A 16956-nucleotide genomic window follows, 5' to 3' on the forward strand; every position below is an offset into this window, starting at 1 on the left:
CTTCTCGGTCGCTCCAGCGCAGCTCGCCGCATTTCATGTCTTCCAACCGTCGTTCCGTGGTCGGGAAGTGGCCACGGGGGCATACTCGAAGCTGGCGAAGGTTCTTTTGCCGAAGTCCAAGATGCAGGCCCAGGCGAAGCAAGAGGAAGGATCTAACGGCTTCTGCCGCTGCTCGTGGATAGCGATCCTCGTCCGGCATGCGTTTCAGAATCTCGTCGGTGATCTTGCGATACTCCGCCAGTGGGCTGTCTGCTTCCAGGACGCACATGATGGGCTCGAAAGGGTCACGATGGACGCGCATAACCCGCTGGATCTCCTTTGAACGGTTGGCTGCGTGTCGATGAAACGCATCGCACGCGCTATGCCAGTCGCGGGAGGCGAATTCGATTTCTTCCGGCGCAACCAGGCCGTCAATTTCTTTTACATGTTTCAGAAGTTCAGGATGCTGGCGGATCCAGCCGACTTCGGATCGCGTGAGCGCTTGTGCGATCATCAGCATATCCTCTTCCCACCTGGTGTAGAATCCGCGGCGCTGCTCTCGCCATTGCAGATACCAGTCCCAGACGCCCGGGAAGATCAGCAGTCCAAATGTCAGCTGGCTCAGCGGCACGCCGCGGCCTTTGACGATGCCGTTGGGTGAGGCGGCCAGTGCTCCGAACATCAAGCCGAGATGCTCAATCTTCTGCGATGCGGTTTCCTCGCCCCAAACCCCGTTGCGCTGAAAACCGATCGCCGTCAGCGTCGAGGTCTTGAACCGGATTAGATCGGCCATCTCCATCGCCAGCCGTGGTGGCGCGTCGACGACGCCGGTCAGGAGGTCAGGGTCTTCACAGGTCTCAACAGCATTGTGATTGGCGCTCGTTGGCAGCGTGCATGCGTGAGGAGACAGCGCCCCTCCATAGGTGATGCCCGGAAATCGGATGGCGTAACGCTGCTTGCTAGCTGCGGCCTGATAGCGCCGATAATCGGTTGAACCCGACACGATGACCCGGCGGACCCAGTCGAGGATTTCCTCTCGCTTGTTGAATGGCAGGCTGCTGAAATCGTCGGGAAGGTGCCATGCCAGCCTTCGCCGTTCAGCCGGGCTGATGTCGCCAAGATCGTGACCGTGGAGGGATCGCGCCTGATGCGGCAGCTTCCCCTTAAAATATCCTTCCGGCAGTTGATATCTCCGCTCGATGCGGGAGAGGATTGCGAAGCTCGCGACGGATCGCGGCACGCGCTCGCCCTGGATCCAGGACAGCAGGGTCGCATGGTTGAACGTCTCGCCCAGCCGAATGATGGCGCGGTAAAGGTGCCAATAGCTCTCACCGAACCGCCGCATTTGATAGACCAGCGCATCCTGAAAACCGGCGGGATCTTCGCTCGCTTCAAACAATGGTTCCGGAAACGGCTGGATCGGCTTCGGTTGTGGCCCTCTCTGCGTCGATGCGGCCTGAGCATGATGATTGTCGCGATCGATCCGCGGCGGCTTTCGGGCGGAGGGCGCAATGGCTGTCGACTTGCGCCGATCTGGCTTGTTTGATTGAGATGTTCTCTTCGTTCGTCGGAGGTCTTCCGCCACAGGCGCCGGGCCCAGCCACCTGTGGATCGCATCTAGGGCAATGCGGAGCTGCTTCTTCAGGTCACCCGTCAGTTCGCCGCCAATCTCGCAAGCGTGGGCGATTTCCAACCAGTCAATGCGGCCGTTCAGAAGTGGAGGCAACTGGCGGTGCACGATGAGTTTGTTGAGATAAGGCTTGATGTTCTCCAGCGCGCGCTTCGATGCGATCGGCGCAATACGCAACTCGCAGAACTGTAAGATTTTTCGCTGAAAATGACGTGATGAAAGTTCGTGTTTTGACATGCTTATATTCCGTTGCAATCGACACCAATGCCGAGGGCGAGCGGGAATAGGATTTGTCCTTTAACAAAGCGTGTATCTGATCGGGTGGGTGGCGACAGCGATGCTGTGCTCAGCTCGTGATGCCTGCGTGGCGCCCGCTGACTCTTTCTGCTGCCTTACGCTCGGCAGGTTCAAAGACACCTGAGCAACTGATCGAAGCCATTGAGGGGGATCTGGATTTGTGAACTTCAAATATTACGACCCGCTGACCGACGGTGCTGTCACGGGTCGAAGCTTGAAGAGATTATCAGCGTCGATGACTACGAAGTTGCGGCGTTTGACGCAATCAAGAGCGAACTGATCTTGCAAGCGAACACGATCCTCGACGCAAGGTTGCGCTATCTGGACGAGCTGAATTGCGCGGCAAGGACAATGACATTATGCCGACTGAGCTTGAGACCTCGTCACGCACTCATGCCAGACTCTTGCTTTATGTATCGATCGTCTTGCACTCATTGCGGTTTATGGAGACAAAGCTACTGACGCACGATGTCATCGTTAAAATGGCGCCTAGCTTCGGCTCCGGTGATCGACAGACGCTGTCGGTGCCGGGCATCGTTGCCGTGCTGGTGCTCATTGAACCGAAATTCGAACCTTGACGCCGACGTCGTGAACCTCCGACAACCTCGTGCTTGCCTTGAACTCATGTCTCGTAGGCTCCGGGGGGTCTACTATCCCCTCATGGAAACTGCTTTTGCCATGTTGGCCACCGCGTCGACCAGAACCTTGACGGCATGCACGGCGGGTCCCTCGACGAGCATACCGCACTCTAGGTTCGCTGCCTTCGATCGCCGCAGCAGGTTTGCCGATCCGACGTAAGCGGCGACCCCATCAGCCAGCACGATCTTTGCGTGAAACGTCTCCTGCCTAAGATCGCCACCGCCATAATCTATAATGCGCGTGGTTGCCCTTTCAAGGCGGCGCCCCGCTTCTGCGCAACTGCTTAGCTGCGACGCATCTCTTATGACCAGGATGCGCTCGATCGCCTCCGTCGTCTCGAACAGCTCGGCGGCCCAGGCGGCCCCTACCTTGTCGATGTAAGGAATCATCACCGTGAATCGCTGACGCGCCAACGATGCGAGATGCCGGAAGGCGTCCGTTGTGGACGTGAGGGTCACATAGTCATTCGCAATGTCAGCAGCGAGCGCGTCCGCCAATCGACTAGGCGCCGGTGGCATCGTCACGACGAGCCTGGCGGTGGCTCTTGGCGAAATGAATACTTCGTTCGTCATGTCGCTACGGCAGCGTCGAAGAAGCCGACTAGGTCAGGTGCCGATCTAGGTTCCCATTCCGGACCCTTGCCGCCCTTGAGGACAGCGCGCGAAAGCAAGAGGTTGGAGGCGATGCAGCTTACCTCGGAAACCATGACGCATGCCGGGCAAGCGCCGCCCCTTGCGTCGCATAGGGTGCCCGAGCCGCATCGCAACATGCGTGGATCGAGCGCGCGACGCAAAAACTCATCGGCATGGTTGCGCCACATTGCAGAGATGTTGCCAAGGTCTGGGGTCATACCCTTTCGGTAGATCACGAAGGCGAGGTCCGCCGGGAAGATGTGCTCGCCGATGCCATCCCGGTCAACGCCGGACGAATCGGCTAGCGAATGCATCATTTGGTGCGAGAGGGTGTGGAGAAGCTGGTAGACATACGCTGGCACGGTTCGCGGATAGCCGCCACTGCCCTCGCGGTCCTTGAACATTTCGAGGAATGGGCCGAAATCTTCGTAGCGCTCTAAGTAGCCTCGGCCGAGACCATCGTCGGGCACGTCGGTGACCATATTGGCCTTCAGCCACCGGACAACTCTGGCCTCGTCCAGCTTGAAGTAGAGTGCCTCGTTCTGTTGTTGGGTCACGTATATCGGTCGTTTCGTACCTTGGATCGGCAGCTGATCGAATGCCTTGAGACGCACCGGCATGTCGACGCTCGTGCCCTGATGCTCACGCTTGTAGACGGGCGTCGCGGAAACCCGCGTGAAGCCGAAACTGAATTCGCAGATTGGCAGATTGCGGACGATCACCAAGCGCTCCATGCCCAAATGCGCCAGGAGATTTCCAATATTGGACTGGTAGCGCGCCTTGCGCTGAGGATCGTTGACGACGTCGGTCAATGTGATGTCGGGCTCCATCACGTCGACGGCCGCGTGTCGGGCCATAGCCTCTTCGACATGTTCCCGCAGGAAAGCGTCGTGCTGGATAGTGAGCCTGATCGGATCATAGCGGCGTGTCCAATCCTCGCGCTGCGTGATGGCCCTCAGGACGTCTGTGCTGCCCAGCCTGCCGCGTTCAACGATGCCAGCAGTGAACCACCCCTCGCGTAACTCGTGTGCGCTATCGCGGTATGATCGGGCGCGCTCAGGTCGACCGCTTTCTTCCGCGCGGCGAGCCATTTCGAGGAAGCTAAGGTAGTCGTCCCAGTCGCTGCGGTACTTGGGGTCGGCCTGCACCGCCGCCCGCACCTCGTCCTCAGCTGGCTCGGCGAACGGGATGTTATGAATCTGGGCCAGCTTCGCCACCAGCTCGCCGACCCGCGTGGGCGTCAAGAGCTCAACGACGGCGCTGTCCTGGAATTCGATAAAGCTGGTGCGCTGTGGGTAGAAGGTTGAGTTGGCCCGGTACGACACCGGCAGCATATTGATTTCGATCCATTGGAAGGCGCGACCACTGGTATTCTGCTCGGTTTGCAGCCGGGCTAGGACCTCGGGTTCGGCCTTCTTGAGCGGGCGCGTATCGCCACAGCCTTCGCAGACGTACCGCCATTCCGAGAAAACTGGGGCGTCATTCCGCAGCTTGAAGCTGGTTGAACCGCAGGTGCACATCCTGATCTGGCGCGTGCTGCCGGTCTGCGGATCAAAGTTGTAGTTGAAAGGGCTAAGGGGCTGAATCTCCCCCGACCAATGCACATAGACGACGTCGACCTGGGTCCAACGGGCATCGTGTCCGTTGCACTTTCTTGGCAGCGGCTGCCTCGCCTGATCCGCGATGCTCTCATATTCACGGGTCGAACCGCAGATGCCGCATCGGTAGACGAGGGGATAGGGGACGTAGCCAACACGGTCCGGTCCTGTCATTTGAAAGTCGCCCCGCTCGATCCGGACCTCCCCGGTCCGGGAATCGCGGAAGGGGGCGTCGAGGACGAGTTCGGGCAGGGCGTCAGGAACAGCTTTCATCGCCCGAGCGCGCCAATTTGTGGCGAAGTCACTCAGATTCTCGAAGACGAGATCGATCGTCGTCCGGTTGAGCCGCTTGGAGATATCGTTCGCCAGTGGGACGGAGCGGCATATTCCCTTTCCTCCCTCCCACGTCATAAGCACTCCGGGTGCGTAGGAGCTGGCGAGCTGCACTCGCGATCGCGACATAGTCGGCGGCTCTAACGCTTCTGGCTCGCGCCTTGCCCCGCCAAAAGCCGACGGCCGGCGGTTTGATGTGCGCCAGTCCCCGCCTGTGCCTTTACCCTCGCCCATTGTCGCCTCCGTCTGCGTCCATTTCTGAGGCTGTGCCGCGTTGGGTCCTGATTGCCCGCATCACCTTCGCCAGATCCTGCCGATCGACATCGGTGGATCGCCCCCGCGCGAGGGGATCTCGCCCCGCAGCCACGATGTACCCCGCCTCATCGACATCGCGCAGCGACGTCATTGGCGGCCGGAACGCCGGCAAGTCGTCCCAATAGTCCCGCAGGCTGGCGATCGTGCCCCGGCTCGAGATGTCGCGTACGAACGTATCGACCTGTTTTTCCACCAAGGCGCGATAGAAGTCCTCATAGTGTGGAGCGCCCAGCTGTGACGCACCCTTGCCGGCGAAACCACTGGCGCGCAGCATAAACCCGCCCAACGCCTCGCAAAGCGCCACATGGTTGCGCTGCGCCAGAGTGGCGAACCGGCTGATCTGGTCCATGTGACTCACTTCCGCTTTACGACCATCCTCTTGGGCTAGGAATTCGCGGGCCTCGTGCAGCATGGCCCATGCCTGGACGTACGACGCCATGGTCCGCTTGATCGCGTTCTCTGCCCACCGCTCGACAGCGGGTGGTGCGATCATGCGCTCGAGGAATCGGTGGAAGATGTCATGGGTCTCGATAACGTAGCGGTCGCGACGGTTCTGGGGCGTCGGTAGCAGCATCACGAATCCTACATGTGTGCGGCCGACACGGCTTGACGCCTGAATATACTCCGCAATGTCGGAGGGCAGACCGGCGAAAAACATGCTGTTGAACCGGTCCACGTCCACGCCATGGCTGATCGCCGACGTGGCGACGATGTTGCGAAGGGTTGCTGCAATATCGGGGTAATCCCCACCGACGAACGACTTTTCGGCATCCTCCATCACTGCCTGGATGTCCTTCATGTCGATTCCACCCGATATCAATCGGCTTTCAAACGCGGCGTGGCTCCGACCGATACGCCTGTGTTGGTGTTCAACCGCCGCACCCAACGCATCGATGATTTGATCGCCACCCTTCTTGTTGGTGACATAGGCGAGTGCGATGCGATGTAGGTCGACGAGTGCCATGATGTCGCCGGTGCGGCCTTGGGCAACAGCGCGATCAATCGCCGCCCGATGCCAATCGCCGGCTACGCCCGGAGAAACCGCGTCCCGGATAGCCGCAACAGCTGGTGGAAGGCTGCCCTCGCCCAACATTCCATCCCATAGCGCGGTTATAATGCTGTGAAACGCCGCCAGCACCCCGACAGTCGTGACCGTGTGGGTGGCGTCGTTGGTCATGAGGGATATATAGAGACGCATCCACGGCGCTGTTTGCTCCGGTGCCTGTGCGAAAGACAGGGATACTGCGAGAGCGACGCGCCCTGCGTTGCCGGCAGGCGGCGCGGTGGGCTCCGCGAAGAACGAGTGGTAGAGGTCCGGGCCTGGATAGGGAAAGCGCAGAGGCACGCGCTGATAGAGTGTCTCAAGCTGGCGCTCAGGGGCTGAGATGGTGGCGGTTGCGGCGATGACCTTGGGCATTCGCGGAGCGCCCCACCCGTCACCGTTCCAGCGTCGCGCGACCTGCAGTCCGTCACCGGCTATGTCAGCCACATCCTCGAGGATCGTCTCAAACAGGGTGTCGAACAGCCCGCTGAAAGTGCCAAGACTCTCCTCAAGCAAGTGCGCCTCATCTTGGATAACGAGCGCGGGGAACGGGTCGTGGAAGACGGGCGTCCCCTTGGCATAGGCGGGGAAGACATTGGAGATGTCGTCTTCGGCGGGATCGCGGCGGAGGTCGTCCTCGCGTCGCGGGGTGTCGAGGTTGCCCCACCGGTCGATTCGACGGGCCAGGCCGAACATCCCGAGCACCTTGCTGATAGTAGCCGTGTGCTGGCCCAGCATGGCCAGCTTATCGACGGTTCCGAGCACGATCGCGGGTGCACGAGCGTAAATTGCATCATCGGTCAGCAGGAACGGCAGCGGATGCCGCCCGCCATGCTCCCGGTTCCACTCGCAGCTGTCGTTGAAGCAGATAATCACCGCTCGTTTGCCGAGTGGCCCTTCGCCCTCATCGCGCCTCAGCCCGGTCGCTTCGCCGCATACGGGGCACTCGGGAATCTTGTCATAGGCCTCGCGCGCCTCGACGTATCGGCGACCCTGAGCGCGCTGCTCGTCATCTCCCGTCGCGCCGTCGAGCTCGCTATCGTCGGTGAACTCCTGATCGCTCGCCAACGGGATATCGGCGCGGAATGAACGATAGTTGTTAGGCGTGTTCTGGTTTCCGACCCAGAACCCCATCTCGAACGGCCAGTTCCCCACGGCATGCCGGCGGCGCACGATTTCGGCCCGCACCACCAGCTTTAGGAGACGCTGCGCCTGCTGAAGCGTAAGAAGGCGAAGTGGGTAACGGATCATGGCCGTTATGCCACGATCTTTTCCGCGCAGTCGGTCGAGAAACATGGCAAACAGCAGCGTGCCGTAGAACGCCTCGGACTTGCCGCCTCCGGTCGGAAAGTACAGCAGGCTGACGCCGTCCTCATCCAGCATGGGATCATGGTACTCGCGCCACTCTTCAATCCGAGAGCTGAACACGGGGACATGGGCGAGGACGAATGCCATCTGAAACAGTCGCCAGCCCCGCTTGGGATCGTGCGCGTCGCGCAGAGCGAAGGCCTCGTTGGTCATGATCCAGGCGCGCCAGGGCGCGGCGCGGGGCTCGAGGGCCTCAAGATCTGCTGTGGCCCGCCCCGATAGCATTTCATATGCTTTCTTGGACGCAATCAGCATCTCGACACCCCGTTCGATGTAACGGGCCTCGGCGCGCTGTGCGGCAATGTCCTTTCGCAGTCGTGCGGCCTCGATCTCCGCATCGGCGCGGTCGAGGCCCGCCGTTACCGTGCCCCTGAGGCGAACCTCTTGTTCGTCGATCCACTTGACATAGGCTCGCGGCAGCTCGAGCAGCTTGGTCGCGTCGAACCCTGGTTCTTTCAGGATAGAGAACTGGAACGGAAGGTCGATCTGGCGCGCGACGATGCGCGGCTGGGCGAAGCGAGGCGCGGCCGTCGTGGCGAGGCTCAGTTCGCCTGCGGCCGTGTCGGCGTGAACACCGCAGTTCAGGCCGATCGCAGGATAATCAAGATGGTCGCGGAAACGGTAGGACGGTTCCACTCGGTCCAACCGAAGGGGCCGATGTGCGGCCTGGGGCAGAGTCAGCGAAAGCCCTGCGCCGAACACCGTGTTGCAACGCCCTTGCGCATCTCGCGGTGTCGGCTCGGGGGACTGGTTATCTAGCATGACGCGCAGCGATAGACGGCTCGGGTCGAGGAAATCTGCCTGCCGCTCCACCTTCAGCACCACTCGCGAGAGATCCGGCACAACCCGTGCACGGTCGACCGGTTGTGCGGCCAGCGCGGCCATGGCCGCCGTCCACTTTGCCTCGTCTAGTGTCTCACCTGGTTGCACCCTCGCATCCCGCCAGGCTTCGGTGCCCCCATTCCCGGTCACCCAGGCCTCGAGTTGCGTTCCCAGTGCGTTTGCAAGGATCACATTGTACGCATCGACGGTCGTGGTCAGCGTCGAGTCGTCTGCGTCGGTCTCAAACTCCAGAGCTGGAAGCGCAAGATCGATCCGACGCCATTTCCCGGGTATCGGTGCCGGGTCGACATGCTGCAACGGAATTGCGCGGCTTTCGCGCACGAGTCGCGCAATCGGTGGCGCCTGCGCGACGGTTTCGTCAGGGGTATTGGGATCACCAACCGCATCGTCCGGCGGTGGCTCGGCGTTCAACGGCTCGGGTTCCCCGGACAGCAGTTTGATGCCATGCGCCGCATATGCCTTTGTTCGGATCCCGTCCAGAATCTGCGCACGCTGCGTGCGCACCTTCGAACGCTTCGCCTCGTCCATGCCCTTCCAGTCGGGACGATCTACCCCGGCCGCCTGCAGCGCCGGAACGCGCTGCGTGCGGATCTCGTCGTCAATTTGCTGTTGGATGCTCTTACGCAGTCTGAAGTCGAAGTCGAGCTCGCCACCGCCGGCTACCAGGTCTTTCCAGAGGGGGATGACGCGCACATAAACCGAGAACCGTGGCGTGACTCGGATGGTCGCACGAGTCCCGGCGCCCACGACAAAATCTATCCCGACAGCTGCGATTCGAATGTCCGATGTTTCGTCCACCACGCCGCCAACATCGAACCGTGGGAGCAGTTGCCCCGCGAACACGCCGCGACGGGGCGAGCTACCGAGGATGGTGCGCCCCCGCTCGTCGCCGCCGCTGACTCTAGCGACGAGTGCGTTGACCAGCGCGTCGCACACGGCCTCCTTGAGCTCAACGTCGATTTGACCCAGCTGCTTGTCCGAATATCCCTTCACGTCACCTCCAAGCTCCGTGTCTCCGCCACTGTTGCCACGTGTTCTTCGGCCATGGCTCGGAGCGCACGAATGTCATCACTCCTGTCCCGATTGCTGGCGAGCGCGGCATGAGGATCCGTCAGGATACCACGGAAGGCGTCGTGGAAGATGTTGCCGGACCGCAGTCGATGCGAGCGTTGCGCAACCACTGCCCAAAGCCAGAAGCTCTCCGCCAACTTAGGCCCTATACCGAGGGCACCAGTGAAACGCATGAACGTCTCGCGATCATGAGGCGCGTGCGGCACCACGTCGTGCAGTGGTTTGTCGAGCTCGTCGTCAAGATCCACCCAATAGCGTGCTGTTTCGATTGAAACATGCGGTTCACCCATCAGCGACACGACGACCCGCAGGCATTCGTTGACTGTATCTCCGGCTATTGCGCCGAAGCGGCTGGCGACCTGCAGATGGTACTCGCGAATTTCGGCCGCAGCGGTAGCGCGGACATTCACCAGCGTGCGCGCCCGCTCGACAAAGCCCGGTCCAATCACGCAAACTTCTTCGCCCTTGCGAACCTGCGCAGCCGGTCGCTCGATGAAGGAGGTCGTTGCTGCGCTGTCGTTGCGCAGGACAATGGCTGTCGATGCGCGTGCGATTATGCGCTGTCCGTTGTTCATGGATATTTCAACCAGACGGCGCTCGCCTCGAGAACCTCCGCTCAGGTCGACCACCGACCCTCGCGGGAACTCGATGTCATCGGTCGGCATCTCGGACTCAAGCTGCACAGCGTGTCGCCCGATCTCGCTCACGCGCGTGGTCGCTCGAGCAGCGAAGGCTCGAAGCCGAACGGCAAGCGCGGGCACGCCGATTTCCTGCGCTAGCCGGTCGGCATCCCTGGCCGCGAAAGCAAGCGTGTCCGCGTCGGCGAGGATCACGACTTGCTCGGGCAGCCACGGTTCGGCCAGCGTCGCCAGGATGGCAGACCTCGTCGGTGCGACAATGATGGCCCGTTTGAACTGATTGCGCAGCGAGCTGGGCAAGGCCGTGATGGTGCTCAGCACGCGGGCGCCGCCGACGCGGATTATCCCGGCATCGAGCCGCTCCGTCAGTTTTGGATGCGCGGCGGAAAGCCGGTCTGCCGCGAACTCCGCCACCATGTCGGAACGGAAAACGAAAGCTGATCGGGAGCTGGAGCGAAGCGCCGGCTGTATCGCATCTGCCAGTAGCGTCGACATCGGCGTCGCCCGTTCAAGGGAACGCATGATGCCGGTCGTGTCAGCAGTGACCTGCGCCTCCGCGTCTGCCTGGCTGGCAAGGCTGCGAGGGTCGGAAAGGGAGGCAACATCCGCCGCAACGCGATATGTCGCCAGTCGATCGTTCGCAGTTGCTGTCGATGTCTCTCGCTCGAGAAACCGACTAAGATCGGCGATCGATCCCGGCAGGCAGGCGGCGCGCCGAACAGTTGCGATCATGTTTCGCGCAGTTTCCGCCCCAGCCGGATCCCCCATCTCCGATAGCCTATGCGCAAGTCCCCGAAGCCGCTCGATATTCCGATCGACGTCGCCAAAAAAACCGTCGACTTCTATCCGCCCGCCGCCCTCGAACCGGAGTTTCGGTTGGTTAGTGTCCTGAACGATGCCGGTGATAGGCGAGTAGACAACGTGCCCCAGGGCCGGCGTCACCTTGGACTTTCGTCCGGTTTGCCTCGTTCCGAGAAGCTGAAACCGAGCAGTCTGGTATGTCCACGGATCATCCGCCAGCACTAGAATGCCGGCGGTTGGATGCACCTGGCGCATGCACTCGATCATGTCGCCAGCGTGCTTCAGCCAGTTCCATCCGAGCCGGTCGCGCGCGGTCCGCGACAAGTCGAGAATCAGGAGGTCGGGCGCCCTCGTGATCCCCCTCAGCTCCGTGCCCAACCGATCTCCGGCTCGGATCGTATAGAGATAGTATGCCGCGTTTGAGGGATTGTCCGCATCCCCGGATCGTTTGTGCGTCGCGATGTCAGTCTTGCTCCGCGTTCGCCAAAGTAGCGAGCTATTGGATGGTCGCTCGCCTCTCGGCGGACCGTGCGGCACAATCTCGTCGAGGATCGGATGTTCGAACTCGGCGTAGTCCCGACCGTCCGAGGCTCGGCCTGTCAGCTTTCGGACACGGGCCAGAACCTGGTGGTAGTCCTTGGCAGCATCGATCTCCCCATCCAGGTAGCGCTTCAGGTGGTCGAAGTGCACTTCGCCCATACCGTGGCGATCAACCTGCACGGCCCGTGCCTGCGCATGTGTGCTCCGGGCATAGGGGAACACGACGGCGCGTACGTCGTCGGCTCTTTTCCGACTGAGGGAGCATTCGTCCTTTATTGTAATTTCGACGGGCTCCGCACTGCTTATGGCGGCAATCGACAGCAGGGAGACGATCGCCGAAGGCGACATTCGACTCGGGGGCCACGGCATGATTACCTGCGCCGACCCATCGCTCGCCACCTCGGCAGCCGATCGGACAAGCCGCTCGTAGGCCGGTGTAAGCACAACCGCTTCCGGCGATCCAAGTCGATGAAGCGGCTGCCCGGCAAGAGCCTCCATATACCGTTCGACGTTCCGCGGCGGTCGTTGGACAGGTTCCGGCGCCAAGACGGTTTCCGCCGCTCTCCGCGAGGCCATCGAAGCTATCTTGGAGGTGAGACCGGCCCGCTTATCCAGCTGCGCCTGGCGCTGCTGCGCCCGATCCTTGAGTTCCGTGCCAGGTGCGCGGTCAAAGGGTCGGTACCGCGCCATCACGCCTCAACCAATTCTTGCTGACGGCGGTAAGCGGTCAATGCTACAGTTTCCGCATCCCCGTCGGCCTCGCGGAGCGCAGCCGAGAACGCCGCCGGCGTCGGAAGGTCAAGTTGTCGAAGCAGCGTGACAGAAACCGCGGCCGTTCCGGAAACACGGCGGTATCGTTGATCGACCGCGCTCGTGTTGAGCAGCTTGACGGCGAGGGCAAGCCGTTTGGGGCTCTCGGCGGTGAGAACGATAGTATGATTTTCAGTGACGAAGCCTCCCCATCGCACCACAACCGCAGGATCGACTATTGCTGCGATGAGGCGTCGCGGCTGCTTGTCGTTTGTCGTGCGTTGCATGACGGCCGCGGGGGTTCGGACCACGGCCGCGCTTGGTTCCGCGAAGGTGACGAAGTCCATTTTTGTACCTTGCTTGCCCGCGGGTTGGCATATTTCCCCCGCTCGAATGTTCTTTGCCCATATCAATGGAAAGCCATCCAGAGGTCCGAGCTTCATCACAAGCCGCGCTTGCTCGCGATTCCAGACGAAATATCCTGCTTTCGCGGTCACGCCATAGTCTGCCAGCGTCGCGCCGCCGATGGTTTCGGGGTCGACCGGCGGTAGCGGCCAAGCGTCCTCGGACCTGGCGGGAAGAGCCTGCGCCACAACGGTACCCGCTTGCGTCGTCGTACCGATGATTGGGAACCAGACCTTCACATCCGGGCGATGTGCCTTCCCCTTGCGTGCTATCAGCACGCTAATGTCCTGCGCCACGTCAAGAAAGACCCCGTCGCGACCTGCGATCGAGCCAATGGTAAGGACCTCGCCTTGCGACCGAATGAACTGGCGCATGCGATTATAAAGCGGGCCCGACCGGAAGCTCGACGGTATGACGAGCGCCACGATGCCGCCAGGCTTCGCGTGGCGGAAGGAGAGTTCAGCAAATAAGGCGTACTTGTTTATGTGCCCACTATGTGCGACCCGCCGCCACGCATTTCCGGGAACCTCCTCCATGGACATTCGGCCGTACGGGGGATTCGCGATGACCAACCCATAGGAGGCTGGGATCGGCACGCGCAGGGCATCCCCTATGAGAATCACCTCCCGCGGTAGGGGAGCCCTTAGCCGCTCGGCGATCAGCCTGCGTGATAGGATGGCGAGGCCCGCGTCGATTTCTATGCCGTTCAGCCGGTAGGCGACCTCCTTTGTAGCAAGGCCCGCTGAGGTCATCCGTCCAGCGATCGTTGAGAGGAACGCCGCGCCACCCGCCGCCGGATCGAGGACGTCATCACTCCACAGATCAAATCCAGCCTCGATCGCAAAATTAATCACCGCGTCCGCTACCGCTGGGGGCGTAAAGTAAGTGGCTTGCAATCGCCGAACCTTCGTTGGCAACATGAGGGTATAGAGCGTCCCGATCCAGTAATGACGCTCATCGACTGGTAAACCATGGAGAGCCCTACGAAACGGCTCGAGCCGCTCGTCGACGCCGATATCGGCAAGCAGATCGAGGCAGGCACCAGCACGGGCTTGCGGCGACGTGGCCTCACACGCCAGTTCCCGCGCAGCAAGGCGAGCACGGGCGAGCAAAGTCGTCTTGCTCCCCTCCGCCTCCACCGTTCCCCCCTCTTCTGACGGCATTCGGCCGTCATCCACCCCACAAAATATGCAGATACTCTCGTCGAATAAGACTACGCCTGCCAGTGAATGTCTAGACCGGAAGTTCGTCTATGGTTCCCTCTCGGCAGGATAGCCTTGAGAAATTCCTTGCAACGTTTGCGGGCTGTCCCGATTATGGATGCCGGCGACCTCGGCGGCCTTCTCTACCGCGCGATGTAATTGCCGCGACCTTTGAAACAGCCAGCCATGGGACAGTATCACGCCGTGCCCCTTGCCCTGTTCAACTTGGATCAGCATGCGAATCGGGTCGATTCGTCGACCTTGAGATGCGCAAACTCGGAGACGCGCAAGACCCGGATCACCATATCTTCTTGTATGTGCTTACGCAGCGCTTCGGACCAGAGCTCGGGCGGCGTCTCGAGCCGGCGATCGGCCCGTTGCGTTCCTCCGTAACCAATGACATGTATTACAACTCAAGTTCTCATATTTATCAAAGGTTTGCTTGAACTGTAGTAGGCACCGACAGTTCATATCCATTCAAGACCTACAGACGGCAAAAAGGGGCGGGAAAGGCTGCTTACTGCGGTATCGACGAGTGACCGGAAAGAGGGGTGCCTTAGCGGCCAGACAGCTTGGATGCTGAGGGTGCCGCACGATCCGTTCTCTCTCGGCAGGCAACAGCGCTCCCCAAAACACAATCAGGATCATCGGAGATGATCCGACATTTGAAGAATGCGCGTGATACTACCGTCAAATCACGCTCGCAGGCAATGGTGACCCTGAAGACGTCGATCTGCGTGACACGCTGGATCAAATCCGAGGAAAAGTCGCGCTGATCCGGCATATCGCAGCCTACCGACCTGGCGACATCGACACGCCGTTGGCCTCCGCAAAATCAGCCATGCGCGCATTGGCGCGTCGTTGGCTATGGTTGCATGAGGAAATCATCGCACATGACAAGGAACGGGAACGCATTGTCACCAAACGCGCACCAGACTTGATGGCTTCGCATGGGATTGCAACGCTGACAGTGGCGAAGATGTTGATTTAGTTGGCGATGAACCGACGCGGATTCGCTCGGAAACTGCCTTTGCAAAACTTTGCGGTGTTTGCCCGATCCCAGCATCTAGCGGCAAAACAAATAGGTTCCGATTGAACCGTGCCGGCAATCGACAGGCTAATGCTGCACTCCATCGCGTGGCCATCGTCAGAATGCGAAGCCACGAACCTTGCCTATGTAAAAAACGCACGAAAGACGGAAAGAGCAAAAGCGAAATCATTCGCTGCTTGAAGCGCTACATAGTTCGCGAAATCTACAGCCAGATCTGTGTACCGAAATCTGCCCAAATCACCGCTTGACGAACATAGGAGCTTCAACGCGATGGTGGAAACAGTGTTCAAGACGATCAAGAACGAGCTGATCTGGCGATCCAGCTTCCAGACCCGAAGAGCTACGGAATTGGCCCTTGGCCGATATATCGACGGCTTCTACAATCCACGTCGGTGACATTCCGCATTGGGATACAAATTGCTGGCCTCATGCAAGGCCGAAATGGCCATCACAGAGTGAAAGCCTCTCCACAAAATCCGGGCAAGACCAATTACGCCGCCGTTCACTTATAGAGGAATGATCTCTCATATAGCAATGAATAGATGGGGTGGTTGCCGCCAGATTGCTGCTTTGCTGAGACATTGTGGCGCCGACGAGGGATTGGCTTTAAGAATCAGTTAAGGTTAATAAAGCATCCTCTTCGCGCAACGAACCAGGTTTGGAGAAGCAAGGATGCGAACAGCCGTGTGCCCTAAGCTCCCCGCTTTGGCTTTGTGTTTGGTGTCGTGGATAGCTTTCGGTTTTGCGTCTCCGCCACACCTCTACAAATCAAGGGGTACGCAAATGGAAGCGACCCTAGAACCCCGAACAACCCAGAACGCAGATCGTTTTGCATTCCTCGTCGGTAGGGAGGACTATGGTAAAAAAGGCGCCCGGATCAAGCTGCGGGGTGCCCACGAGATTGGTTCTGTAACATCGGCGGTTCTGACGAAAACCTCGAGGCTGCCGCGCAGGAATACGGCAGGGCTATCAGCCGGGATATCGATCGCCCAACCTGGCTTCGTGCCGCTGCTATCTGCGTCTGAGTTCGGGGAACTCAGGCAAAGCTTCGAGTATTTTACAAAGGGAGACGCTTCGGCACGTCATAAACCCGAAGATGACCGTTTGGCCGGTGTCCCGCCTGTTCTCGCTGCCCTCGTCACCAATGATTCGGCTGATGTTCTTGCCACGGCCTACGCACCGACGGACGCTTACCATGCTCCAGAGGGGGCTTTTGATGCAGTGCTGGGAGGCGAAACAGACATGGGTCGTTTTGTTCCCCCGGTGGAGGAAGGTGACCATGATTGGATGAGTCAGCCTCTCCCAGCATCGGTTTTCTCGGCCACTGAACAAAAATGCTTGGCGACCGGTATTTACTTTGAAGCGCGCGGTGAAAAGGTGAAGGGACAGGCTGCTGTCGCCCAAGTTATTCTAAATAGAGTGCGCAACCCCAAATATCCCGGTAGCATCTGCGAAGTAGTGTACCAAAACAAGAGCTGGTTCAACAGATGTCAGTTCTCTTTCGCCTGTGACGGTGTAGCCGATTTGATTGTCGACCGAAGAGCTTTTCGGCTCGCGAAGGACGTCGCGATGGCGGTATCTGCCGGCAAGATATTTCTTGCCGAGGTCGCTTCGTCCACTCATTATAATGCAACCTATGTGAACCCTTCCTGGGCCCGCTCCATGCAGCGCATGACTCAGATTGGTTCGCATATTTTCTATCGGACGATAGGCGGCGGCTGGAGCTGATAGGCACCACGCCACGCCTTCTATCCGTGCATCGGGGCTTTTCCGTTAGATGAAAGCTGAATGCTCAATATGGTGGATTCGTCTAAAATGGATA

General features: G+C 60.0%; 9 protein-coding genes and 1 pseudogene. 4 read left to right on the forward strand and 6 right to left on the reverse strand.

From position 1 onward, the window contains the following. The coding region (locus ABJN75_RS05125; protein WP_348437502.1) for a hypothetical protein at positions 1 to 1846 on the reverse strand (1846 nt) is incomplete at its 3' end. A gap of 395 nt (positions 1847 to 2241) precedes the next feature. On the opposite strand from ABJN75_RS05125, the gene ABJN75_RS05130 reads away from it, so the two are divergent. Beyond that, positions 2242 to 2484, forward strand: coding sequence for a hypothetical protein (locus tag ABJN75_RS05130; RefSeq protein ID WP_348437504.1), 243 nt, complete (start codon positions 2242 to 2244; stop codon positions 2482 to 2484). Between the two features lie 72 nt (positions 2485 to 2556). Here ABJN75_RS05130 and ABJN75_RS05135 read toward each other — a convergent pair whose 3' ends face one another. From ABJN75_RS05135 to ABJN75_RS05155, 5 genes are all read right to left on the reverse strand, one after another. Beyond that, positions 2557 to 3117, reverse strand: a complete 561-nt coding sequence (locus tag ABJN75_RS05135; RefSeq protein WP_348437506.1) for a phospholipase D-like domain-containing protein — start codon at positions 3115 to 3117, stop codon at positions 2557 to 2559. Continuing rightward, positions 3114 to 5186: a DUF1998 domain-containing protein gene (locus ABJN75_RS05140; RefSeq protein ID WP_348437508.1), complete on the reverse strand. Its 2073-nt coding sequence runs from the start codon at positions 5184 to 5186 to the stop codon at positions 3114 to 3116. The genes ABJN75_RS05135 and ABJN75_RS05140 overlap by 4 nt, the downstream gene beginning before the upstream one ends. 142 nt (positions 5187 to 5328) lie before the next feature. Next, a complete protein-coding gene (locus ABJN75_RS05145) occupies positions 5329 to 9669 on the reverse strand; it encodes a helicase-related protein (RefSeq protein ID WP_348437510.1) in 4341 nt (1446 codons plus the stop codon). After that, positions 9666 to 12224 (reverse strand): hypothetical protein, encoded by a 2559-nt coding sequence (locus tag ABJN75_RS05150; protein ID WP_348437512.1) that lies wholly within the window; start codon positions 12222 to 12224, stop codon positions 9666 to 9668. The genes ABJN75_RS05145 and ABJN75_RS05150 overlap by 4 nt, the downstream gene beginning before the upstream one ends. A 191-nt stretch (positions 12225 to 12415) precedes the next feature. Beyond that, on the reverse strand, positions 12416 to 14044 hold the full coding sequence (locus ABJN75_RS05155; RefSeq protein ID WP_348437514.1) for an N-6 DNA methylase: 1629 nt from the start codon (positions 14042 to 14044) through the stop codon (positions 12416 to 12418). A 692-nt stretch (positions 14045 to 14736) separates the two neighbouring features. Between ABJN75_RS05155 and ABJN75_RS05160 the strand changes: the two genes are divergently transcribed. The 3 genes and pseudogenes from ABJN75_RS05160 (at position 14737) to ABJN75_RS05170 (ending at position 16862) form a co-directional block, all read left to right on the forward strand. After that, positions 14737 to 14859, forward strand: coding sequence for a hypothetical protein (locus ABJN75_RS05160; RefSeq protein ID WP_267656405.1), 123 nt, complete (start codon positions 14737 to 14739; stop codon positions 14857 to 14859). Between the two features lie 539 nt (positions 14860 to 15398). Then, positions 15399 to 15593, forward strand: a pseudogene (locus ABJN75_RS05165) (IS3 family transposase); the annotation flags it as partial. 324 nt (positions 15594 to 15917) lie between these two features. Next, positions 15918 to 16862 carry a cell wall hydrolase gene (locus ABJN75_RS05170; protein WP_267656403.1) on the forward strand — a complete coding sequence of 315 codons (945 nt, stop codon included), beginning with the start codon at positions 15918 to 15920 and terminating at the stop codon, positions 16860 to 16862. The last annotated feature ends 94 nt before the right edge of the window (positions 16863 to 16956 follow it).

It is taken from the genome of Hoeflea sp. (assembly GCF_039975035.1).
Taxonomy (GTDB): Bacteria; Pseudomonadota; Alphaproteobacteria; order Rhizobiales; family Rhizobiaceae; genus Hoeflea.

Coding starts and splice junctions, on each gene's coding strand:
- ABJN75_RS05155 (WP_348437514.1), bottom strand. CDS start 14,044: ATGCCGTCAGAAGAGGGGGGAACGGTGGAGGCGGAGGGGAGCAAGACG.
- ABJN75_RS05140 (WP_348437508.1), bottom strand. CDS start 5,186: ATGACGTGGGAGGGAGGAAAGGGAATATGCCGCTCCGTCCCACTGGCG.
- ABJN75_RS05160 (WP_267656405.1), top strand. CDS start 14,737: ATGATCCGACATTTGAAGAATGCGCGTGATACTACCGTCAAATCACGC.
- ABJN75_RS05135 (WP_348437506.1), bottom strand. CDS start 3,117: ATGACGAACGAAGTATTCATTTCGCCAAGAGCCACCGCCAGGCTCGTC.
- ABJN75_RS05150 (WP_348437512.1), bottom strand. CDS start 12,224: ATGGAGGCTCTTGCCGGGCAGCCGCTTCATCGACTTGGATCGCCGGAA.
- ABJN75_RS05170 (WP_267656403.1), top strand. CDS start 15,918: ATGGAAGCGACCCTAGAACCCCGAACAACCCAGAACGCAGATCGTTTT.